The sequence below is a fragment of the Porphyrobacter sp. HT-58-2 genome (assembly GCF_002952215.1).
Lineage (GTDB): Bacteria > Pseudomonadota > Alphaproteobacteria > Sphingomonadales > Sphingomonadaceae > Erythrobacter.
The window spans coordinates 1828303-1851418 of the sequence record NZ_CP022600.1 but is presented as its reverse complement, the minus strand read 5'-3'; the positions used below and the strand labels follow the sequence as shown (position 1 = coordinate 1851418).

The following is a 23116-nucleotide window of genomic DNA, read 5'->3' as shown; positions in this document are numbered from 1 at the left end:
GTTGCCCGGCTGATGCAACAGCTCGCGTTCACGCCCCTGTCTGGTGCGTAGATGGCGACTATTCGAGATCTGTTCGGCGATGAAGCCGGCATCGCACAGGGCCTATGTCCAGACTGTGTGCCAAGGCTATCGACTCTGAGCGGTAGTGGGTTGCCCCTGCAGCCTGACCGACCGGAGGCCCCGCAACGCCGATGATGATTTGTTGGTCCCGATTGCACACGGGCGGGGAGGTGGTGATGCGTTACTGGTCGAGCGCGCGGTTGCGCGCCCGGCTAATCGGCCGACACCTGAGCATGGGTAGGCCTGACGGCATCGACGTTTCGACCTGTGAAGGTTCTGCTGGCCGATTGTTTCCCGGCGGCACAGCGCAGAACAAACGTCTGGCGGCGATTCCTTGCATGGACTTAAGTTTGGCAACTCAGCACCGTCCTGGTCAGGGCATAGGCTGCAGCCTGAAGACCTTCGCGAATGAAAGGCCATGGCGTTTGGTCAGGAGACCTCGAGTGCCGCGACCGATTTATTTCGTGCCAAACCGTTTCCTGGGTGCGCAGTTATTCCTGCTGGCGGGCGGGCTGGCTTCAGCTGGACTCGCTGCGAACGGGTTGCAGTGGCGCTTGGAAGCGAACGTTCCGGTAATGTGCACGATCATTGCGGTGGAACCTCTGATCCGGCAGCCCGGTGGCTTCGCCATCACCACAATCTGCAACGCCGAGCGCTTCCAGCTTTTGCTTCGGGATGGCTCGCGGCCGGCCGGATTGCGTGCAGCGCAAAGTTCGGCAGGACCAGTGCAAGTCAGCCCGGGCGCGGTCACGATCACAAGCAAGAGGCCGGGCGAAGCCGTCACCACCGTCGAGTTAACAGCGCCAACCGGCAGCGAGGCGCTGTCAGTCATGCTTCAACCGATCTAATATGCGGTATAGAGCAGCGTGAGCACATCGCGGTAATCGCCTGCGAAACGGTTGGTACCGGGGGCAACCTCCAGCACCATTTCCTCGCGCCGCGCCAGAAGCCCGCGAAATGGACGGTTAATCTGCGCGCCGCTTGCAAGGTTTACCGCCACCCCGTCATATGTGAGGGAGTATGCAATGGCACTGCCCGGACCCTGCACAGTGTGTACGAGGCGGCCACGATTTTGCGACACGATGGTGATATTGGCCGCGGCATTGGTCTGATAAAAGACAGCGGTCCGGATCACCGAACCAGCGCTCACCTCGCCAAAGCTGAGATCTCGCGTCATCGCGCCATGCTCGGCGAGAAACCTGATCGCCGGGCGGACCGTGATCGCAAGCAGCACTGCCTGCGGCAACGCGTTGCCGACCTGAACCAGCACCGTGCCGCGATACTCGCCTGCGGCAGGAAACTGCCCGGCGTTCAATTCGAACAGATCAATCGTAACGGCCTCGCCGCGCACGAGCCTGCGGCGTGAATTGCCATTCAATGCGAAGCGCGTGACATTAGCTTCCGAGACGAGGTTCGAGTTGATTTGCACAAAGCCAAGCTGATCGCCGCCATTGGCAAAGCTGAAAGCGGCACCTGATTGCGGCGTTATGGTGACGGGCACGCCGGTACAACCGGGACGAATGTTGTTGCCCTCTGCTTGCAAGGTGATCTGGATAACCGTGCGATTTGCTTGATTGGGATCATAACTCTGTCCGCTGGCCTGACGCCCTGTGACCCGGTAGCCCCCGTTGCAGGAGGCTCCACCGCCCTGCCCCTGTGCCAAAATGGCGGTCTCAGCGAACACTCCTGCCCAGGCAAGCAGCGCCATAGCCGTCACCCGCACGCGCTGACCGATCCAACCATTGTTCATGGCGCCACCTCCATCGTCTGTGTGCCCAGCCGGATTATTGCTGGGGCGGACTTGTCAACCGTGAGTTCGAACAGCAGATCGCCGCCCCGCAGTTCAACCCGATACTGCCCTTCGACCAGCTTCGAGAGTACCGCACGCCCTGACGCATTTGTGAAGACTCCGCTCGTCTCTCCGGTCGCCAGGTTGCGAACCAACCCGTCTGTCAGCTTCACCGGTGAGCCGTCCGGCATCACGAAGGTAACCAGGGCGGAGCGATAGGCATCGCTTCCAACGGTCACCTTCACTCCGCTCAGCGCCCCGGGATCGCTGAGGTACTCACCTGGACCGATATCATAGCCGGGCGGCGCGCCGAGAACGCTGACCCGTATATTGTCAGGCCGGTAGCCGGAAAGCTGGCTGATCACCGCCGGGCCAAGTCCGTTGCTCTGCCCCGCGCGCCGCCCGACGCCGCTGGTCTCGACTTCGACCCGGGCGTCCTTAAGCGAGGCGTGACGATCGATCATGACAAAGCCCCGGCCCGGGTTGCGGCCGATCCCGAGCTGGCCGTCAGCGAAGGCGAAACCGGATTGGAGGCGGAAATTGACTGCGTTCTGATCGCGCGTCCCGCCGTCTGCAGCGCCGCGGGTTCCGACCATTTCGACATCGAGATTGAAGCGCGAATTGGCAAAGCGCGCCTGTCCGGTCAGGCGATCGAACAGCGGAGAATGTTCAGCGACTATACCGTAATCGAATTCGGGGACGGTGATATCTCGCAAGCGGCGTGCCTCGAACCGGGCCTGACGGGTTACACTGTCATAGCTGGCGGTCGAAAAATGATTGCGTCCTAACGGGATCGTCAATGTTGCCAGAAGGCCTTTGTCGGTGCGTCCCCCGATATCGGCATAACGGGCCGTGGCCGAGGCCAGCAGACGACCCATGGCAACCTGCACCCCTCCGAACACTGCGCGGGTGGCGGGGCCTTGTGTATGGTTCTCAAGGTAATTGCCGCCCAGCGAGACCGCCACCCGCTCTGTCAGATTGAGCCGGTAATCAAGCGCGATGTCGAGTTTGACTGGATCGCGCAGGATAGTCTGCGAGAGCCGCCGGTAACTGGCCGAGCGCCAATCAAGCCGAAAGTTGAGTTGGCTGTCCAGATCGGACAGGCGCAAGGGGTCGCCGCGATAGGCAAGACTGACTGCATAGCCAAGATCGCTGGTCGTCCTGTCATGGCTCGCGCTGCCCCCTAGAAACAGCGCACCACCGGGAGCCAGGCTGGCAAACGTCAGCCCGAAATTCTGGTAATGGTCCATCAACGCGAAATGCCCGCCTGCGGTCACGACATCGCTGAAACCTCGGGCAAACTGCCCTGTCAGCAATGGCGTGGCGGAGTATGCAAAACCGTTCGCTGAAGGTTTGCGCATCACCCCTGCAGTAACGTTGAATTCGCTGAGCCCTGCGGCCAGCAATTCGATGTCGTTGGCAAGGGTGAAGCTGTCAATCTCGCGACGCCCGGTTGCATCCTCGACGATGATGGCGATGTTGGTCGACAGCGAAAGGGCCGGGATACGGTTCAGATCGACCGGTCCGGCATTGACCTCGAGCGCCTGCACCAGCGCGCCATTGGCGTAGATCTCGATCCGCGCGGGGCGCTCGAGGACGAACTGGCGACGACCGGTGGGTCGGATGTTGCGCAGCGGCTGCAAGGCATCATAGCGTCGTTCGATCGAAATCCCCGCTACATCGGCCTCGCCTGCAATCAGCGGCAGACCCGCGACGAGGTCGCCCGCAGCCACGCGCACCGTGGGACCTTCGAAGTCTTTGAAAGCGACCAGCCTGTCGCGCACGAACCGGCGCGGGGCCCGCTCGGCAAAGTCGACGAGCCCGCCAAACAGCAGATAGCCTCCGCGCTCGCGTCCGCCGATATTGAGGAAGCCGGCGAAGTTGTAGAGCAGCCGGGTGTCGCTCTGCGGATCGCTGAAATCGTGCGAACCGATGAGATTGCCAGTGACGCCGAAGGCCAGGTCTGCGGGAAGTACACGCTCGGCAGCACCGAGATCGACATTGCCGGTGAAGGTGAAGGTCTGCGGTCCCACCGCCTCTGGTGCCAGCGCCAGCGTGATCGTGAGGTTGGCCGGATCATAGGTTGCGCTGATGCCTAGCTCCTTGAGCCGTGCCACGGGAAGAAAACTGCCCGTCTCGCGCTTCAGCGCTGTACGCGGCGCAGCGGCGAGCCGGTCGCCGAGCGCACGTTCGAGCGAACCGGCCTCTATTGCGCGCAGCTCGGTAATGGTAAGTTCTGCCGTAACCAGTCCAAGGCGGTTGCCCTCGAGCAGGGGATAGATGGTAATCCGACTGGCCTGCGGAGTTTGCTGGTCGGGGGTCGCGACGACAGGTGCAGCCTCGCCCGCCATGCCGGATGACGAAGAGGTGGCCGCAGCTGCAGGAACTGCAGGAGCAGGTGGGACAGCAGGGACCGGCGCGGTAACCTCGGGGACTTCCGGAACCTTCGGCTCGGCCTTCGCTTGCGTGGTGGAGGCCGTGCTGGCATCGGTCTCGACTTGCGAAGTGTCCGTGCGGTCCCTGGACTCTATTTGGCGGCGAAGTGCAAAGATCGGCTGCAACCGCCCGGCGAAATCGGCGAGATGGCCGAACGGTAAACTGCCCTCACCGCTGCCTCGCTCGATACGCACGGAGCCTAGAAGGTCACGCGTAAGCCTAGGATCATCACCAAGGCCGCGCACAGCGCTGGCGTCCCTGCGATCGTCCACAGATTGTACGATGTCAGCCACAAGCTTTTCGGGCGCCAGCGCGAGGTTGAGTGTGAGCCTCGCCGGATCATAGGTGGCGATAATGCCCAATTCCTGCAGGCGCGCCATGGTCAGGAAATTGCCAGCCTCGCGTTTCAGCAGGGCGCGCTCGGCTGCGCCCATTTTGCTGCCGAGGGCAAGTTCGAGCGATTCCGCTTCGATCGCGCGCAGCTCGATGATGTTGAATTGGGTGGTGACCGGCGCCAGCTGCTTGCCCTCGAACATCGGACGCATAATGAACAAGCTGCCAAGCTGTGGGCTTGGGGTAGCAACGCCGAGCGTGGTCGCAACGGCATGCACGGTGCCCTGGGAGATCGGGAGGCGACAGGTGAGTGGTATACTTGCGAGCGCCGAAAGGCTATCGGACGCGGCCCATGCCGTTCCGCTGGTGGCAGTGAGCAGCGGGACCAGTAGCAGCTTTCCCCGCGGCGCTCCGCCCTGTTTTCGGCCCCTGCGCTGCACTGCTCAAGCCATCATCCGACATCGCTGGGTTCTCGCCGCGGCAGCAGGCAGGCTGCCCTCAGCTTTCACCGCGCAGCAGCCGGACTTCGACCGGCTCGCCGGTTGCTGCCGGCCCGGCTTCAGGTGCTGAGGCCAGCGGAAAGGCGAATTCGCGGGTGGCTCCGGGCGGGACGATCGGATTGCTCACCAGGCTTGCCAAATCGTCCGGGGTCAGCGTGACGCGCGCGGTACCAACCGTGTATTGAAGCGCCTGACCGGTCAGAAACCCGTAGTCATTGCCGCTGTTGGCAACCTTGAAACGCAACGTGCCGTCAGCCGTCGTCGCCTCGCTGACCGCCAGGCGCGCCCGTGCACGCGGTGGTTGGACATAGACCGCGACGCCAAAGTTATAGGTGAACTGAATGCCGGTGCCTTCGAGCCTGTTTACCGGAACTTCGGTAACCTGAACAACGAACGCTTCGGCCATCTCACCCAGGGTGCCGACATACTGGATGCGGATCGCCTGAGACTGGCCTGCGGCAATCTGTACCTGCGGCGGGAAGGTGATGAACTCTTCCTCGGCTGGCTCGAATATCTGCTCGCCATCAGCGGCGACCACCCGCCGAAACACCTGGATTTCGACCGGAAGCGATTCCTCGCGGATGTTACTGATGGTTATCGTAGCGCTGTTCTGACCCCGATCAGGCTGCAGAAACACCCGCATCGGTGTAACCTCATAGGCGCGCGCTGCGAAGGTCAGCGCGGATGCGGTTACGATAGCCAGCACGATCGAAACCCATCGCGCCCATCCAATCGAATGATTGACTATGCGAGGCCTTTTTATGGCCCCGTCCATTGCGAAATCCATGTGCAGCAAATTGGTCCGGCTCCCACGCTGATCAGCGACTAACTTGGGGCTTATTGCCAACTAACTTGCACTAAACAATCCGCGCACAAAAAAAGTGGTGGAACCGTTCGGCTCCACCACTCTTGCACAGTTGCGGGGTTATTCCCCCCGCTAGATCAGAGCGCGGTCACAGTGATGGTCACGGTGTCACGGTAGTTGCCTGCATAGACCGTGGTGCCCGGCGAGCCATTGCCGCCCACGTCGCCCTGCACACCGAAGGCCTGAAAGCTGACATTGCCGGTTTCACCTGCAAGAAACGCGGTGCTGCCGCCGAAGCTGGCCGCCACGGGTGCAGTCAATTGCTGCGCCGAGAACGCCAAGCCTGAGTTGCCGGTATGCGCCATGTTGAAGCGGATGCGGCGCGCGTTGTCGTTGGTGGCATTGCCATCGAGGGTTAGATAGCCGTTGTTCTGCGAGGTGATCGTGCGGGTGAAGCCGTTCACGCTGTTGCAGCGATAGGTCGCCTCGCCAGCGGCCACATCGACGGTGCTGCTGGCCGGGACAGTGGCGAGCTCGCCGAATTCGACGGGGATGGTCGAGCCGCTCGAATTGTAAACGCCACAGGACGGGGCGACCTGCGCATTAAGATTGTAGGTAAGGCTCTGCGCAGAGGCCGGGACAGCGGCAAAGGCGGCAATGCTGGCAGCGAGAAGTGCAATCTTTTTCATCGGTCTGGTCCCTTGTTACAGTCTTGAACAGGTTGGTTGGTCGATAAGGTGGTTGTCAGTTGGCGGTGACAGTGATCGTCACCGTGTCGCGGTAGTTGCCGGACATCACGGTCGTGCCGGGCACGCCGTTCGCCGCTGGGGCACCGCGCACCCCGAAAGCCTGGAAGGACACACCGCCGGTTTGCCCATTGAGAAAGGCTGTGGCGCCGGCAAAGCTGCGGCTCAGCGGCGCGGTCAGTTGCCGTGAAGAAAAGCCAAGACCGCTACCGCCACCATGCCTCATGGTGAAGCGGATCCGGCGGGCGTTGTCTGTGGTAGGGTTGCCGTCCAGCGTCAGCCAACCGTTATTCTGCGAGGCGATGGTGCGGGTAAAGCCAGCGCGCGAATTGCAGCGATAAGTGGCGCTGCCGACCGCCTGATCGACTGTCGCATCGCTGTTGACATCGGCCAGCGCGCCGAAGTCAACGTCGATGACCGTGCCAGTCGAATTGTACACCCCGCACGTTGGTGCGACCTGAGCGCTCATATCGTAGCTCAGGGTCTGAGCAGCAAGCGGTGCGGCGGCGATTGCGGCGGTTGAGGCTGCAAGGATAACGAATTGTCTCATCATCTGCTCCTGCTCTGACACGTCAGTTGGCGGTGATGGTGAGCGTCACGGTGTCGCGGTAGTCACCCGCGAACACCCGTGTTCCAGTCGCCGAGCCCCCGACAGCGGGGCCCTGCACGCCATAGGCACGGAACCATACTCGAGCGTTTTCGCCGTTAAGATAGCGCGGATTGCCTGCTCCATCTCGGTGGGTGCTGAGACGCGGAGCGGTAAGTTGCGAATAGTTGAAACCGTCCGCGCCCCAATGCTGCATGGTGAACAGGATCCGGCGTGCTTCCTCGGTGGTGGGTTGGCCACCAAGCGTCAGGTAGCCCCCGTTCTGAGAAGCAATGGTGCGGGTAAAACCGGCCAGAACGTTGCACCGATAGGTAATATCGCCGGCTGCGCGGCGAACGAACTCATCGGGCGGCGTGTCCGCCAGCGCACCGAAGTCGATCGCGACCGTCTCGCCTTCAGCATTGTATGCACCACATATCTGCCCGACCTGGGCGTCGAGGGCATAGGCGGTAGACTGGGCCATAGCGGCACTTGAGGTCGACAGTACGCCTGCAATGAACGTCAAATGGATCAAGTTCATCTTTTCCACCCCTGTAACGGCATCGAGATCGCGCCAAGAACAGGCTCTTTTCATTGGACATTGCCAAGAGCGTGAACTGGCTGAGGCGACTTCTTGTCGTCAGTGATAGGTTGAAAAGGTTAACTAACGGTTTGTTGCAGGGGGAATCGGCGAGCCTACGGGAATGTGGAGAGGGATGACATTAACCATGGCGGGCGATCACCCTCTTGCCGAGACGCATGTCAGACTGTTCTCACGAGCTCGTTCGATCGCTTTGATCGCGGCTTCTGCCGCAGCAGCGGCTCCCTCGGCGCTGCCCTCGTCCTCGACGATCGCCGCATTCTCGTCATGGGAAGCATCCAGTTCGTCGACCCCACGCCAGTTTCGCTTCGCCGAGCGGCGCCGGTTCGGCGCCAAGCCGAACCAGCCCTTAAAGGGCATCGTGACTGGCATATCCCAATGAGCGCGAGCCGCATGCATCGACCTTCGACGCACGGCTGGCCCCATCAATCCAAAGCCCTCACATCCTCTCTGGCCCTCGCAGCATTGGCCAGCCTGAGGCTTGACCATCCCATCGCTTCCCGTTCGGAATGAGGTTTTTGACCCTATGGGGCTCTACCGGCCGACCGCGTCACCGTGGCCGCCAACAGCGGAAAGATTGAACTGATGAGGGCCGAACAGGCCGCCGCGGGCGGATTGAACAGGACCGTCGGATGGATTGCCCGGGTCTGCACCGCTCAGCCAGCGGCAATCGAAGCCAGCGAAATTGCACCGATGATTAACGAGCAAGCCTCACATTCAGGGTGTTTCGAGCCATGGCTCGATAAGGATTTCTTTTAAGTCCGGCTGTTATGGCCTCGTCCTTCGTACTTTCACATGTCGGGTTCTTGAGCAGCCAATGCGGGCATTTTTCCAACTCTTTGATTTGGATACCAGCGACCCCGAGTTGATGCGGGCGCAATTCCGCTCGTTTCAGGGGCATATTCCCCTGCTCTATGGGATCCTCGTGTGCAACACGGTGGCGATCACCGTTACGTCTTTCAACGCTGCACTGCTCATCGAAACGCTTGTTGCTCCAATTGTTATTTCTACCATTGCGATCGTCAGAGCGATCTGGTGGCTCCGGCAGGGTGATGCGCAGAACCTGAGCGATTTGGAGATTTCGAGGCATCTCAAGCGCACCTGCCAGCTTGCCGTGATCATGACCCTGACATTCAACGCCTGGGTAATCTGGGTTTACCAGGATGCAGGTGCCTATGCCCGCAGCAACCTGACATTCTTTCTGGCGTTGAGCCAGGTGAGCACGGTCTTTTGCCTGATGACCCTGCGGGCCGCGGCGATGATGGTGTCAGTGGTCAGCACCATCGCCTTTGCCCTGTATTTTTCGTGGATTGAGGGTGGCCAGTTGCTGCCGCAATCGCTCGTACTTTGCTGCGTCTGCATCGGCATGGCGGTTGTCACCCACAGCTTCAATCGGTCTTTTTCCGAGGTCGTACAGTCACGCCGTACGCTCCACATCCGGCAGCTGGAAACCGAAAAACTGAGCGAGGAAAACCGCCGAATTGCCTTTATCGATCCTCTTTCTGGCCTGCCCAATCGGCGCGAATTGCTTGCCCGACTTGACCGTCTCGAGCAGGATGAGGGTTTGCTGCCAAAGACTTTGGCGATCGTGTTCATCGATTTGGACGGCTTCAAGCAGGTCAATGATGAGCATGGCCATCAAGCGGGTGACGAGTTGATCCGCATTGTCTGCGAACGGCTGCGTCAACAATGCCCGGACAACGCCATTCTGGCCCGGGTCGGAGGGGACGAGTTTACGGTGCTGCTCGAAACCGACGAACAGACGCAAAATGCTCAGGCAGCAGCACTCACTCTGGCGTTTCGCCTACTGGAGCAGATGGCGCTGCCTGTGCTGGTGGATCGACATGTGCTGCAGATCAGTGGATCCATCGGTATCGCCACCAACACCGACGCCAAGGTTCGCCCCCGCGAATTGCTCCGCCGCGCCGATCTGGCGATGTATCATGCCAAAACCGAGGGCAAGGGACAGGTTGCGATTTACAGCGATGAGCTTGACGAGGGGCGTCTGCGGCGGATCGAGATCGAAGGCCAGATTGGCGCAGGGCTGACAAGCGGCGAATTTGACGTGGTTTACCAACCCATCATTGATGCCGCCAGCGGCACGATCGTGTCGGCTGAGGCGCTTCTGCGCTGGCCGCGCCGGACGCAAGGGCCTCTTTCGCCGGACGAATTTATTGAAGTGGCGGAGGCAACGGGTCAGATTCACCCCCTTGGCCTCTATGTGCTTGAGCGCGCATGTCGCGAACTTCGGCCACTTGGCGACTTGTGTGTTAGTGTCAATGTGTCGCCAGCCCAATTCCGGCATCCCGGTTTTGAGCGACAGGTTCTCTCGATACTGGAGCGAACCGGATTTCCGCCCGAGCGCTTGCAGTTGGAAATGACCGAAAGCTACCTGCTGGCCAATCCCGGGCTTGCGATCAAGGCCATCGGGACATTGAAGGCAGCTGGCATTGCGCTTGCACTTGACGATTTTGGGACGGGTTTCACCAGCATTCACTACCTGAAATCCTATGGCTTTACCCACATCAAGCTCGACAAGTCGCTTTTGCAGGGTTTGGAGCCGGGCAGTAAGGCAGCAATGCTGGTCGCCGGGGCAATCACTCTTGCGACTGCGCTCGAAATGAGCGTAATCGCAGAAGGGGTGGAGCACGAAGCGCAGGCAAGCGTACTGCGCGATTTGGGGTGTCAGGAAATGCAAGGCTTCTTGTTCGGAAGGCCTGAGAGTCTGGCTAAGCTCAAGAGCCTTCTCAAGGATGCTGGCAATGAGCAGCAACGCGCTCGCAGAGTACAGCCGGTTCAATAACCACAACTGATCCGCTTGATGCGGGGTCGCCATAGGACGGCTAATTTCTAAAGGCGGTGCAGCGGGTTACGCGCACACGCGGGAGGCGGGGACCAGCTCCGGGCCGGATTGCCCTTGAGGCGGTTTTCAGTGCCGATGAAGACGGCTGTCAAAGAGCGTTTTCAGATACCTACGCGCGCGGGCGCGGCGCTGCAAGCAGCTGAGAGAGAAGCGGTGTCAGGCGGCGTGCTTGGCGGCGTCGATCTCGCCCACGCCGGTCAGCGTGAACGCGCCGGTGCCGGGCAGTTCGACCCGCAGTTCCAACGTACCGCCAGCAGCCTCCACGAACCGGCGCAGGGTGGAGAGGTAGAGGTCGGTCTGGCGTTCGATCTTGAGCACCGAGGGCTGCTTGACCCCCAGACTCTGGGCGATCTGCTCCTGGCTGCGCTGGGCGAGTTTGCGCAGCGCCTTGAGGCCTTCAACCTCGCGGTGGAGCTCGGCGGCGCGGGCCTTGATGCGTGCCTGACGCTCCTTGGGAAGGCCAGCCATCACTTCGTCAAGCGTGCGTCCCATGCTACTTTCCTTTCAACTCTTTGAGGTGATCGGCAAAGCGCTTGTCCGCCTTGGCGATCAGCGCCTTGTAAAACCGTTTCTGCGCCACCCCGGCTTTGTCGCCAGCAACCAGCAGGATGGCCTTGCGCTCTGGATCGAACGCGAACGCTGCCCGCGACACTCCGTCATCCGCCGTGAACCGAAGCTCCTTCATGTTGGCGTGCATCGATCCGGCCAACGTATCGACGTGTGGCCGCCCCAGCGTCGGGCCGCTTGCCGTGAGCAGTTCGACCAGCGCCAACAGTTCATCCTGCACGGCTTCCTATAGCGCCTCCAGTTCGGGAAGGAACGCATCGTGATAGAGAACCGTCTAGGCCATGCCGCGATATAGCCCGTCGCCTATGGCTTGTCCATAGGCCACAGGCTATGAGGCTCGCGATCACATTCAGCCCGATTCACCGGTCAAGATGAGTGGACCGTTCGCACTGATCAGGCATAAGGGACGATCTGCCCGTGCTCGGGTGGCGCAACGTCGGAATTGGGCACTTCATACCCATCCACGACCGTTATGCTTCCACCGCGGGCACGCGCTTTCCCGAGTGGTTGAGCGACTTGGACAAAAAGTTGCGTGAAGCTCATATTTGGTCGGATTTCCGCAATCGAGATACTCAGCGTGAATCTCATTTGCCAGCCAAGGTCCTCATTGCAGCTGCGATCCACAGCATCTCGCAGCTTCTGTATTGCCTTCAGACCTGATTGTGAGCCGGACCCTGCAAGCATGACCCCCAAACGATCATCTGCAATCCTGCCAAGAACGTCGCCTTCGCGCTGCCATTCACGTACGACATCGGCCACCTGGCGCATCAAGGCATTGCTGCTTTCCACACCCCATTTCGCCTTGACGGAGTCGTGCCAGTCGAGTTGCACCATGGCGAGACAGGCAGGAATTTGCAGATTACGTGCTGTCGCCAGCGATGTTTCGCAGGATTGCTCGAAAGCGCGCTGATCAAGAAAGCCCGAAACAGCATCAATGCCTCTTGCTCCCAAACGCATTTCCATCGCCTCTCGCAGTGCCAAACCGACCAAGGTGAGACCCAGCACGACCATGAGGACCGTCATCATGATCAACCCGGCAGCGCTGAAATCTGATTGGCGTCCGACGACCTTGTTGACATCGACGTCCAGCAAAATGAGGATGGCTGGCCTGGTTAGCGAGACAGTGGCGATAGTGCCCATTGTCCAGAGCAACACCTTGTCCAGCCCGCTCGGAGGTCGCGCCATCCATAATGCGATGGCCCCCATGCCGAACAGCATGCCTACCGAGGCATTTTGAACCGAAAGCGCAACACTCTGTTTTCCGCTGTCCAAGGCGAGGAAAAGAAGCGCTGCAGAGACAAGGCATACCAGCAGCATCGCTGCGATCGGGACTCTTTGGGAAAGGCGGCTACAAGCGCCCCATGTGATGGCGATAACGCTCAAGCTGGATATGCCATGCGCCACTGCAACTGCCGCTGCAGTATTCCATGCTGCAAATGCGATATGAAACGACATTGCTACGGCTAGCGCCAGAAAGCCGAAAGCAAATCCCAGCAGGTGCCTCCGTCTCGGATCAGCGCGCCACAGCCCGCCAAAAATCGCCACGAAAACGAGAGCCAGGGCGGGCAAGACCAATGCTGATGAAGATGCCGGCACTTTGCCCTCGATAGCGGTTTGCCCTTGGACAAAGTTATGACACGTCGGTGTCCAAGAGCAAGTCAGTCGATTAGGGGATTTCCCCCTTGTCCCATGATGAACTGGAAACCCGGCAACGACATGATCGCGAGTGACCGACCCGAGCCTGCGGCCTTGAGCGGAAGGTGCCCGCATTGCCGCTCAAGCCGACGGGATTGCATCGGGTAGGCTGCAACGGCCGTCAGAATGAGGCGGTGGCTTCGCGGCGATCCAAAGCCTGCAATGGGGCTGATCAGGCACGATAAGCGCGACCCAACACTTGCAATGCCTTTCCGATCATCTGATCGTCGTTGATATGGGATAAAGCCAAGGCGGCGGAGCCTCCGTTGAAAGCCGCCAGAACAGGCAGATCCAGATAGGGGTGGAGATTGAGCCAAAGATTGAACTGGCCGCGCGGCAGCCCCGTGTCAGGCGTATAGATCCACGTAGCATTGTCCCAGAAGACATCGTCGAACCGCAGAAAAAGCTTGTCGAGCACCCCCATTCCCGAGCGCATGATTGCGTCTGTCTTGGCAGCGGGCAAAGGCGGATCGAAAGAGATCGCCCCGGCCTTGAGCACTCCGAGGGGAACCGTCACGATTATCGCATCGGCGTGTACCGATGCCTTGTCATCAACTTCGAGGACAACTCCATTGTCGGTGATCTTGACCTGCCGCACACAGCTCTCAAGGGCAATTTCATACTCCCCCTTGAGAGCATCAAGAATAGCGGCGTAGCCGCCGCTAAAGGCCTCGTCATCGCCGCCATAGCCGTCATTATCGTCAACAGCTTCCGGCCGCAGCAGGTTCAAGTCCGCCCCGAACGCAGTCTGGGCTTCAATGCAATCAAAAAGCCAATCTGGCTGATCCTGCGGGCGCAACTTCCTTCCTTGCCCATCGCGGACAATATGCCTGTCGGACATCTTGAAGCGGACAAGATCCAAGCTGTCTGCTAGCGCCGTCAATGGATTGCCCTCGGTTCCGTGAATCCAGCTGGCACCGAGATCGAGCGGGAGCCCCATTTGCTGTGAGGTCCACACTCTACCGCCGATCCGGTTACGCGCTTCCAGCACAGTCACTTGATGGCCGGCTCTGGCCAGAAGCGATGCTGCGGCTAGGCCGCTTATGCCTGCTCCGATCACCACGATGCTCTTCCGGGAGGAAGGGGTCAAAGCATCTGCAGCACGCAGTCCTGATTCATAGGCGGCATGGACAGTGCTATTGTAGACGGGGTGACAGGCTTCACCTGCAAAGAACACCACGCCGGCAATTGGCTCAGCCAATGCCATCCGATCCTGCGGCCTGGCTGTCCTGGCGGGATAGGAATATGATCCAAACGCATATGGATCCTTGCTCCAATTGGAGCGCAGATATCCCGCAAGTTTTCGTTCAGTGTTCGAGATGGAGAGCAGAGGCGCGCAAATCGTTGCGGTGTTCGCCGCCATGAGAGCGAGCAATGTCCTGCGGTCGATCATGACGTCGCCCCTGCACAATGCTGAAGTGTCGGTTCAACATTGAAGCAAGACGCAGGCCTTTCCAAGGCCCGCATCTTCGCAGAACGCCAAGTGGCAACGGGATGATGATGTCAGTCAAACCCGCGCTGCATGGCCTGCATCAACCGCTAAACCAGTGATGATGTAAGGGATGTCCCACGTTGACACCGTAAACTGAGTGGCTCATTGGTTGACACCGTCAACGTCATGAGGGTGTCATCGAAATGTCGACGAAGCCTTTTGGAGCAGGTGGCGCTTTGCCAACAGGCGTGATCAGCGCCTCGGATGCCTGCGCAAAGGGAATTGGCTCTACCGTCGCCGGCTCTATGCGAGGCAACCGGCGAGATGGTTAATCGTCGCCACCTCGAGCTTGCGGCATTGCCCTTTGGCACAGCCATGGCAGGGGAGGTCAGGACGAAGCCCCCCCGTGGCGGCAGTGACCGTGTTTCAAAAGCCGATTTACCATGTGCCCGTGCGCCGGTTGGCGCACTACCAGCGATCAGGGCGCTCCATGAGGCTTGCGACTTGCCAGGACATTCATCCCAGTCTTGGAGCCTGCCCAACAAAGTCTACCACGCTTTGGGTGCGCCATCCTGTAAGCAGGCTCTCTTCGCCTTGAACATTGCCGCCACCACCCACTTTTGCCTGGTGCTTGGCCGATGATGGGTCGGGCCAGGATGCATGATGGTATCGCTCTGCGCGAAGCCTGCCTTGCGGAAGCATTGGCGATTATCAATTCCGAGGGCGTCGAAAAACTCAGCCTTCGCGACGTAGCTCGCCGTCTCGGAGTCTCCCATCAGGCGCCCTATCGACACTTCCCGAGCCGCGATCACTTGCTGGCCGAAATCGTGCGACAGGCCTTTGCTGATTTCGCCGATGCCCTGCGCGCGGTACCTTGCTCGCATGATCCGGCGGCAGATACCCTCGCGATGGGCTTTGCCTACATTGGGTTCGCCCTAAGAGAGCCGCTCAAATATCGCTTGATGTTCGGTGGCAGCCTTCCCGAGCCCGAGGCCCATCCGGACATGATGCACGGTGCGCGAGAGGCCTTCGAAGTGCTGCGCGCGGCTTTGATACGCCTAGCCACGGCACGAGGGGTCACGCCCGAGCGTGAGGCAATCGACAATGAGGCGCTATTTGCATGGTCGAGCCTGCATGGAATGGTAAGCCTGCTTCGATCTGATGCCATGGGGACCCTGGATCTGGCTCCTGGTGCGCGTGAAGCCTTTATCATGCAGGCTTTGCGGAAAATCGGTGTTGGTTTGGGAATAGGCGAAATCCAAGAAGGAGGGGGCGGATGACTGCAGCCCTGAAAGACGCCCCGCCAGCCTATGGCGCTTTGGTTCTTCAGGACTTGTCCGCGTGGGCAGTCCAAGATGGCGATATTGGCCGCAACGGGAGGGTCACCTCTCATCAGGAAAATCATTACCCCGCGCTCGATGCGTTTGATGGCGCGCTTCTGAACATGCTTCCTCCCTGACTTGCCGGGGCGTCCATGACGATCGAGGCTCAGCGTCGGTTCAGTGTGACCACTGCACGGATAGGGCGAGCATACGAGAGCGATGTCAAATGGCCGGCCGGACGAAAAACCAGACTAAAATTGATAAGTTGCCTGATCCTTGCTTCCCGAAGGAGATCTACGATGGGCTCGCGAATTCTTGACGATCTGAACTCCATGGAAATAGGCTATCAACTTGAAATAGATGCTTCTGCAGCAGCCCGCTCAAATCATCATGATGACGGGACGATTTCATATCTGATTGCGCTGATTGAAGAGGCTCTCGCACTGGCAGATACCTCAGGCCTTGCCACGGTCGGGATCGATCTGTGTTCAGCCTTGGAGCGGTTGAAGGCGATCGGTGACGAGACACCTGTGGCCCGGTCTTCGCAACACGATTGATGGGCTAGCGCAAGACATGGATTGCTTGTCACGACAAGAGCCTCCGACGGCAGCCTGATATGGTCGCATGCCAAGGCTAATCTGGAGAATTCCTGCACCCTCGCAAGGCCTTCGAGACGAAAGCGTAAACCTGCGGCGTACCGGCATAAGTCCTGTTAAACCAAGAAGGGAGGTTGCGCGGCCATAACTTTGCGGAATTCCACGTCATGCGAAAGCAGAGCGTCGATGCCGTGACAGGAATCTGAATGTTGGCCCGCTCTGGATCAGATCGACATGCTGAAAGGAGTGCTGCTCATAGGGAAAGCAACCCAGTCAATGATTTCGAGGCACTTCGATGATGCGGAAAACAGCTCCAGATCCTGCATCCCGGACTAAATCAACGCGCTCGCCATCCCAGTGATAATCGAGGTGCCGTCCCTGAGTGGGGTTCGATGCGCAGTCCGGGTAGAAGAGCCCGACGCATTCACCATCGGGATGACGGACGCTTGGGAAGGCTATGCCGTCCGATCCTGCGCCCCTCAAGGCGCGTGCCAGCGCCTGGGATGCGGCGTAGCTATCGGGATCGAGCGCCGCAACCGGTTCTCCCACGGCGGATCGCAACTCGTGGAGGTCAGCTTCGACCGACATGACGATCTCGCGGAACTGCGAGCTCCAGCCAGGTGCTTCCCTGGTTCGCGCCATGAAGCGGGCATGATGATGGATCGTCTCGAACAGTGCAGTCTCGAAACGGTCGCCGACATAGAGCACGCCATAACTGCCATCGGTGAAGCGGCTCGGCCTGTCGGTGCTGACGTGAGTGAATGGCGCCATGAGGAAGGTGGCGCCGCTGCCGCCGACGCGGCGATCGACAGGGACCAGATCCAGATTGCCAATCGTCGCCATGATGCGGGGATTGGTCTTCTGCTCCGCCGAGATCAGCAGCGGCCAGTCGGCTGGATCAGCGATGTCCTCGAACAGGTCGATCGGCGGAAAGGCACTGCGGATAATCCTGACAGCGCCGTCCCACTCAACTCGGGAAACCGGGATATCCGCCGTTTCGTTCACCAGCCACCGCGCTCTGCGTCGAGGTAGCGACGCACCCGCATGATGTCGGTGAGTTCGCCCTCTAGCATCACGTCGAGCGCACTGGCTCCACCAAACGCTTCATTGGCCGACCTGATCCAGGCATAACCGCGCGAGCCTTCCGAGAAGATGATCCGAAGCGCCTTGTGGATGCCCATGAGGTTGGACAGACGCGCACGCCCATCGCGCGAGATGCGCCCGGGGCCTTCTGCCTTCCATCGGCGATAGGAGCGCACCGGCATGTCGAGCAGCGTTGCAGCCTGCTCGTCGGTCAGCTCCCATTTGCCAAACAGTTTGAGTACTGCCCGGAACATGGCAGCTGCCTCGTCCTGTGTAATCGGGTCGGGACGGAATGCGGCAACGGCAGTATCAACGGGTTGCAGAGCCAGCATGGCATTTCTCCAAATGGCATCATATAAAAACTTTAATGCCATTTGGCAATATTTCATGCGGATGGCGCCAACCTGGCAATCACGCTCGCTGCGCCCTCGATCGGCACAAACAGACGCGTCTGGTAGCGAATGATCTCCGTGAAGCAGCCTTGCGCCTTGTACCAGTCAAGACGAGTCGCGCTCCATCCGGTCAATTCAATCCGCTGCGAGCCATTGACCAGGCTGCGCTTGACCATGATCTGCTCGCGGCCTGCGAATTCCGTGGCTCGCCCCGTTGCCAGGACGGTCTGGACGATGTCATCGGCGGAGAGCGTTTGCTCGCGTTCCAAACCCAGCGCCCGGCACAGCTCAGGAACACAATGGACAGGAACCTCCCGGCCAAGGAGCGACCGGCCATCCGCCGCCGAGATGCGGCTGACCCTCACGTAATCCGACGGTAGCTTGTCCCAGACTGGCAGCAGGAGGCCGGTCGCAAGATAGAGGCGCTCGCGCTTGTGGCTCGACCGCGCTTCATGGACCTCGGCGGTCCACGCCCCACGGAATGCATCGACGGAGATTGCCTCCCAACTGCTTTCAGCCAGCTGATCCTCGGTGATGTGGCTGCGCTTCAGCGGGCGCAGCAGCTCGAAGCGGGAAACGCGGGTGCCGTCATCAGCAAGAATGCTGCGGGCAGGCACGAGCAGGGCAACCCGGCCTGAACGGGCGTTCCGAACAGGCCGTTGCCGCTGCCAAGCGAGGCCGTGAAGCTCTTCGAGCCGCTTCAGCGTCAGCGGCTTCAGGGCCCGGGCAATTTCCAGTTCCAGCAGATGGGTTGTGGCACCCGACGCGGGATCCGTGCGCAGCAGCGTGTCCGACAGGACCGTAAAGTCCTCGACCGCGATGGTCTCGAGGCCAAGATCGAGTGTCCCGGCCTGACGGGCGGCATCGATGCGCGCTTCAACCAGCCCCATGAACTCGTCGAAGATCGCGTTCTGCAGGGCAATCGGCAGCGCAAGTATCCGATTGAGCCACCGCTGGATCGACGGCAGGTCATCGACCATGGAGCCGTCAGGGGCTTCGATCCTGAGACCTGTCAGCTCCTGGAAGCAGCCCAAGCTGACCGCTTCGAGCTTGCCGGTGAACAAAAGCCCGAACCAGCGATGGAGCGCATCCTTGGCGTAGTTGCTTTCGAGATTGTCGGCCGGGTCGAAGAGGTTCTGACCGCCGGTCTGGCGCTGCCCGCGCGTCAAGGCACCGAGGCTGTCGAGGCGCCGCGCAATCGTCGAGATGAACCGGCGCTCGCCGCGTACATCGGTCGTCACCGGCCTGAACAGTGGCGCCGACGCCTGGTTGGTGCGATTGGTCCGCCCGAGCCCTTGGATTGCAGCGTCCGCCCGCCAGCCCGGCTCAAGCAGGAAGTGGACGCGGCGGGCTTGGTTCTTCGCGGCCAGATCGGCATGGTAGCTGCGTCCGGTTCCTCCGGCATCCGAGAACACGAGGATACGCTTGGAGCCGTCCATGAATGCCTGGGTCTCAGCGACATTGGCGCGCGGTGACCGGGACTGAAGCTTCTGACGACCGTCATGGCCGATGATGAGCCGACGTGTCCGGCCGGTGACTTCCGCCACCTGGTCAACGCCGAAGCGTTCGATGATGGCATCGAGCGCGGTCGTGATCGGCGGCAAGGCGCAGAGCTGCTCGATCATCCGGTCGCGTGCGGCCAGCGCCGATCGGCAGAGCACCGGCACGCCGCGTTCGTCGATCATCGGCTCGGAGCGAGGATTGCCGTTTTCATCGGTGAAGACGGCCATCAGGCGAACGGGAAAGCTCTTGGCGAGGTAGTCGATCACATATTCCCGCGGCGACAGGTCGATTTCCAGCGCTTCCCGTTCCTCGTCGGACAGGTCGGCAAGCCGCCGGTCGAGCATGGCTTCTGCGGTGGAGACGAGCTGGACGACAACGGCATTGCCTTCGGCAATCGCGACGTCGATGGCTGGCAACAGGCTGGGCAGCTTCATCGACAAAAGCAGCTGCGCGAAGAAACGCTGCTTGGTTCCCTCGAAGATCGACAGCGCTGCAGACTTGGCACCTGAGTTGAGCGTCCCACCGGTTTCGCTATCGACGATCCGTGTGGCCTCCAGCGCGTCGCGCAGGTTGGCGTGGATGATTGCCCAAGCCTCGGCATAGGCATCATAAACCGCAATCTGGTCCTCGCTCAGGCAATGCTCGAGGATGTCGTATTCGACGCCGGCGAAGGACAATGCGCGCGCGGTGTAGAGACCCAGCGACTTTAGATCCCGGGCGACCAGCTCCATCGCTGCGATCCCGCCGTCACGAATGTCGGCGACGAAGGCCTCACGATTGGCGAAGGCGGTTTCCGGCCCCCATAGGCCAAGACGCGTCGCATAGGCCAGGTTGTTGACGTCGGACGCCCCGGTTGCCGAGGCATAGAGCACCCGTGCCCGCGGCAGAAGGTTCTGCAGGCGCACGCCCGCGATGCCCTGCTCCGACCCCTTGACCTTGCCGCGCGATCCTTCGCCGCCCGCGGCATTGGCCATGGCGTGTGCCTCGTCGAACACGATGACACCCTCGAAGTCGTCGCCCGCCCAGGCCAGGATCTGGTCGAGGCGGGTCGCATCATTTCGGCCCGAGCGCAGGGTCGGGTAGGTCACGAAGAGGATGCCCTCGTGCATGGCGATGGGGGTGCCGAGCTTCCAGGAAGCCAGAGGCTGGATGTCGATCGGCAGGCCCCCAAGCGCTGCCCAGTCGCGCCGGGCATCTTCCAGCAGCGCCTCATTCTTCGAGATCCAGATATGGCGCCGTTCTCCGCGCACCCAGCGATCGAGGATGACGCTCGCAACCTGTCGACCCTTCCCGGCACCTGTCCCGTCCCCGAGGAAATAGCCCTGGCGGTACATTTGGCCTTCCGCAGATGCCTTGAGCAAACAGCCCCTGCCCTCGGGCTCAAACCTACCGGGAAGATCGCGCGCATGGGCGCTTGCCGCGTAAATCAGAGTCTCTGCCTGGGCGGCAGAAAGCAGCCCCTTGGCAACCAACCCGTCGGGCAGCTGCGGCACAGCTTCGGGCATCGGTGCGACGATCGACCCCATAGCGACGGACTCGACGAGCGGCGTTGGATGCTCGGCCGCGCCATCGATCACGATCCTGCTCGGGCGATAGGGCAGATAGTGGCCAACCTGAGGGGCAAGCGGCGCTGGGGCTTCGAGCGACAGGTAGGTGAGCGACACGATGGCGGAGGCCGAAGGCGTGATCCTAGCTGGTGTCGGCAGCGGCCTGCGCAGCGCGGCGACCAGGCGAAATGGCGTACGAGCCGGAAGGCTCAATTGCTCGGTAACAGCCTCCAAGCTGGTGCGATCCGGCAGGGCATCGACAAGATCGACCAGCTGACGAAAGTTGCTTGTGCGGATAATGACAGGCTCGTGAGATCCGCCAACCTTATCAAGGACCAGCAGCCGCGTGGTGATGCCGGTGCCCTGCCTGACGAACGCGCGTTCGACGGCGGCATTGAGCCGCAGCGAGATCGGTCCCTTCAGCCCCGCCAGGAAATTCGCGCAGTCGAACCATTCGGGCATGATCGCGACTAGTCGACCGCCCGATGCCAGACGCTTCCAAGCCGACCGCAGGTGGCGCGAGCCGGTGCGACTATCGTGCCCTCGCTCGATGCCGTGAGAATAGGGCGGGTTCATCAACACGACGGTTGGGGTGATGGCGGGATCGAGCAGTTCGTCAATCAGCTCAGCGTCATGGCCGGTCACGCGCGCGGTCGGGAACACCGCATTCAGGCAGTCGCGGCGGAGCGGCGAAATCTCGTTGAGGGCAAGGCGCGAGCCAGCCTTGGCGGCCCAGACTGCCAGCATCCCCGTTCCGGCCGAGGGTTCGAGCACAAGCTCGCCAGCGACCGGCGCGCAGGCGCGGGCAGCGAGCCAGGCAAGTCGCGGCGGCGTCGCGAACTGCTGCCATTCCATCTGCTCATCGCTGCGGTTGGTCTGGGTCGGAAGTCGCGCGTCGAGAGAGCAGAAGAACTGGTCCGCCTCGTCGGCCGAAGTCGATAGCCGGATTTGATCTGAGGCTTTCAGGTACTGAACCTGTGCCAGCTCAAGAGCTGCGTGCGCGTCACGAACGGACCAACGCCCGCACGCATCGCTACCCCCGAAGTGATCCGTCATGATGCGCGTGACGTCGCTGCGTGTGAGCACGCAGCCTGCCGCCAGCTCCGAAGCCATGGTCTGTGCCGCCATCAAAACAACGGGCGGCGATGGGTCATCGAATGCAAAGGCGAGCGAAGAATTGGACATGGGAACCTCCTGACGAGGTCCTGCGCCGGGCAGGCCTCAATCAGCCGAAGGCCCCCTCCCCTCTGCACAATGGATCAGGTTTTCGGGAAAGCTGCGACGTCAACTCGTCGTTCCAGTCCAAGCCAAGCGAGGCTGGCGCACGCGAGTGAATGACACGATCAGGCGCAGCGTGAGCCTTCCGTGCGCGCTCCTCGGCGAGAGTGCCCCCGGCGTCATTGTCGATGAAGAGGTATAGCTCTCGCACGCTCTCCGGGATCGCCACCAGACCGAACCGCTCGTTACCGAGCGTTGCCCAGCACGGGATACCGAACAGCTGCGTGGCTGAGAGAGCGCTCTCGATTCCTTCCGCAAGCCCGAGGCACCCTTGCACTGGCGGCGCAAGTCTGACGGCACCACAGCCGAGGCTGCCCAGCGCTCGCTTGGGCCGATCAAAGCGCGCCAACCGCGCCGGGACGCTCTCGAGAAAGGTCCTGTGTATCGCAATTATGCCGCTGTCGGTTGTGACCGCCGCCAGCATCGCGGGAAGAAACTGCACCGCGCTGCGCGGTCCAAGCGGTGTCCGATCCAGGTAACGCAGCTGATTTGATGCCGACATAACCCCGCGCTCTGTGAGGTATCGTTCGGCAGGGCTGCCAGTAATTGCCGTCGCCGACTGCCACAAGCGCCGCGCATTGGGGCTGAAGGGCAAAATTTTCTTGGGCTGAAACTCCACCGAGCCAGAGCCATCAAACAGGTTCCGGCTGCGAACACCGCGGCGTTGCAAGGCCGCCATGACGTCACCATTCGAGCATCCCGCAAAGCAGTGGAACAGGATCGCTTTGCGCCCCAGTGTGACGCTTAGCGAGGGGGTACGATCATCGTGCGCGGGGCAGCAGCACATGCCCTTGTCCTGCCGCCAAGTTCCCTGGAGACTTTCGACGATGGCACGGGCTTCCCGTTCAAGCCCTTGTGCATTCGGTAGGTAAGGCATCGAGTTACTCCATTGCATGCCCCTCCCGGTGCAGCCTTCACTCTGTCCCGGCGCCTGATGATTGCCCTTTATCTTTGTTCTATATATGTTCTCATTCGATTCGGC

21 protein-coding genes are annotated in these 23116 nt (G+C 60.8%); 6 read left to right on the top strand and 15 right to left on the bottom strand.

The window, feature by feature from the left end; all coding sequences use genetic code 11:
* Positions 1–236 precede the first annotated feature (236 nt).
* Positions 237–908, top strand: a complete 672-nt coding sequence (locus CHX26_RS15650) for a hypothetical protein (RefSeq protein ID WP_146107690.1) — start codon at positions 237–239, stop codon at positions 906–908.
* Here the strand turns inward: CHX26_RS15650 and CHX26_RS08795 are convergent.
* From CHX26_RS08795 to CHX26_RS08765, 7 genes are all read right to left on the bottom strand, one after another.
* On the bottom strand, positions 905–1810 hold the full coding sequence (locus CHX26_RS08795) for a hypothetical protein (RefSeq protein ID WP_146107689.1): 906 nt from the start codon (positions 1808–1810) through the stop codon (positions 905–907). The genes CHX26_RS15650 and CHX26_RS08795 overlap by 4 nt on opposite strands.
* Complete coding sequence (locus tag CHX26_RS08790; RefSeq protein WP_172449755.1) at positions 1807–4821, bottom strand: fimbria/pilus outer membrane usher protein; 3015 nt, start codon at positions 4819–4821, stop codon at positions 1807–1809. The genes CHX26_RS08795 and CHX26_RS08790 overlap by 4 nt, the downstream gene beginning before the upstream one ends.
* 295 nt (positions 4822–5116) lie before the next feature.
* The gene (locus CHX26_RS08785) at positions 5117–5905 is read right to left on the bottom strand and encodes a fimbrial biogenesis chaperone (RefSeq protein WP_104942041.1); all 789 of its coding nucleotides are present in this window, start codon (positions 5903–5905) and stop codon (positions 5117–5119) included.
* Between the two features lie 155 nt (positions 5906–6060).
* Positions 6061–6612 (bottom strand): spore coat protein U domain-containing protein, encoded by a 552-nt coding sequence (locus tag CHX26_RS08780; protein WP_104942040.1) that lies wholly within the window; start codon positions 6610–6612, stop codon positions 6061–6063.
* A gap of 55 nt (positions 6613–6667) precedes the next feature.
* On the bottom strand, positions 6668–7219 hold the full coding sequence (locus CHX26_RS08775; RefSeq protein ID WP_146107688.1) for a hypothetical protein: 552 nt from the start codon (positions 7217–7219) through the stop codon (positions 6668–6670).
* Positions 7220–7241: 22 nt separating this feature from the next.
* On the bottom strand, positions 7242–7850 hold the full coding sequence (locus tag CHX26_RS08770; RefSeq protein ID WP_146107687.1) for a hypothetical protein: 609 nt from the start codon (positions 7848–7850) through the stop codon (positions 7242–7244).
* A 144-nt stretch (positions 7851–7994) separates the two neighbouring features.
* Positions 7995–8216 carry a hypothetical protein gene (locus CHX26_RS08765; RefSeq protein ID WP_104942037.1) on the bottom strand — a complete coding sequence of 74 codons (222 nt, stop codon included), beginning with the start codon at positions 8214–8216 and terminating at the stop codon, positions 7995–7997.
* A 195-nt stretch (positions 8217–8411) separates the two neighbouring features.
* On the opposite strand from CHX26_RS08765, the gene CHX26_RS08760 reads away from it, so the two are divergent.
* A complete protein-coding gene (locus CHX26_RS08760; RefSeq protein ID WP_104942036.1) occupies positions 8412–8615 on the top strand; it encodes a hypothetical protein in 204 nt (67 codons plus the stop codon).
* 58 nt (positions 8616–8673) lie between these two features.
* The gene (locus CHX26_RS08755) at positions 8674–10659 is read left to right on the top strand and encodes a putative bifunctional diguanylate cyclase/phosphodiesterase (protein WP_104942035.1); all 1986 of its coding nucleotides are present in this window, start codon (positions 8674–8676) and stop codon (positions 10657–10659) included.
* 216 nt (positions 10660–10875) lie between these two features.
* Here the strand turns inward: CHX26_RS08755 and CHX26_RS08750 are convergent, their stop codons facing one another.
* The 4 genes from CHX26_RS08750 to CHX26_RS08735 all read right to left on the bottom strand — a co-directional run bounded on the left by CHX26_RS08750 (position 10876) and on the right by CHX26_RS08735 (position 14374).
* Positions 10876–11211, bottom strand: coding sequence for an XRE family transcriptional regulator (locus tag CHX26_RS08750; RefSeq protein WP_104942034.1), 336 nt, complete (start codon positions 11209–11211; stop codon positions 10876–10878).
* A gap of 1 nt (position 11212) precedes the next feature.
* Positions 11213–11506: a type II toxin-antitoxin system RelE/ParE family toxin gene (locus CHX26_RS08745; RefSeq protein ID WP_172449753.1), complete on the bottom strand. Its 294-nt coding sequence runs from the start codon at positions 11504–11506 to the stop codon at positions 11213–11215.
* Between the two features lie 173 nt (positions 11507–11679).
* Entirely contained in the window at positions 11680–12831 is a 1152-nt protein-coding gene (locus CHX26_RS08740) for a GGDEF domain-containing protein (protein ID WP_172449751.1), read from the bottom strand.
* 322 nt (positions 12832–13153) lie between these two features.
* On the bottom strand, positions 13154–14374 hold the full coding sequence (locus tag CHX26_RS08735; protein WP_104942032.1) for a flavin monoamine oxidase family protein: 1221 nt from the start codon (positions 14372–14374) through the stop codon (positions 13154–13156).
* A 695-nt stretch (positions 14375–15069) separates the two neighbouring features.
* Here CHX26_RS08735 and CHX26_RS08730 point away from each other — a divergent pair.
* The 3 genes from CHX26_RS08730 (at position 15070) to CHX26_RS08725 (ending at position 16292) form a co-directional block, all read left to right on the top strand.
* The gene (locus tag CHX26_RS08730) at positions 15070–15693 is read left to right on the top strand and encodes a TetR/AcrR family transcriptional regulator (RefSeq protein ID WP_104943350.1); all 624 of its coding nucleotides are present in this window, start codon (positions 15070–15072) and stop codon (positions 15691–15693) included.
* Positions 15690–15872, top strand: a complete 183-nt coding sequence (locus CHX26_RS15645; RefSeq protein ID WP_146107686.1) for a hypothetical protein — start codon at positions 15690–15692, stop codon at positions 15870–15872. The genes CHX26_RS08730 and CHX26_RS15645 overlap by 4 nt, the downstream gene beginning before the upstream one ends.
* Positions 15873–16034: 162 nt before the next feature.
* On the top strand, positions 16035–16292 hold the full coding sequence (locus tag CHX26_RS08725) for a hypothetical protein (RefSeq protein WP_104942031.1): 258 nt from the start codon (positions 16035–16037) through the stop codon (positions 16290–16292).
* Between the two features lie 312 nt (positions 16293–16604).
* Here CHX26_RS08725 and CHX26_RS08720 read toward each other — a convergent pair whose 3' ends face one another.
* From CHX26_RS08720 to CHX26_RS08705, 4 genes are read right to left on the bottom strand one after another with little or no spacing between them, the layout of a single operon-like run.
* Positions 16605–17336 carry an RES family NAD+ phosphorylase gene (locus CHX26_RS08720; RefSeq protein WP_104942030.1) on the bottom strand — a complete coding sequence of 244 codons (732 nt, stop codon included), beginning with the start codon at positions 17334–17336 and terminating at the stop codon, positions 16605–16607.
* On the bottom strand, positions 17333–17746 hold the full coding sequence (locus CHX26_RS08715) for an MbcA/ParS/Xre antitoxin family protein (protein ID WP_104942029.1): 414 nt from the start codon (positions 17744–17746) through the stop codon (positions 17333–17335). The genes CHX26_RS08720 and CHX26_RS08715 overlap by 4 nt, the downstream gene beginning before the upstream one ends.
* A gap of 53 nt (positions 17747–17799) precedes the next feature.
* On the bottom strand, positions 17800–22041 hold the full coding sequence (locus tag CHX26_RS08710) for a bifunctional class I SAM-dependent methyltransferase/DEAD/DEAH box helicase (protein WP_104942028.1): 4242 nt from the start codon (positions 22039–22041) through the stop codon (positions 17800–17802).
* A gap of 40 nt (positions 22042–22081) precedes the next feature.
* Complete coding sequence (locus CHX26_RS08705; protein ID WP_233997081.1) at positions 22082–23029, bottom strand: DUF7146 domain-containing protein; 948 nt, start codon at positions 23027–23029, stop codon at positions 22082–22084.
* Between the last annotated feature and the right edge of the window lie 87 nt (positions 23030–23116).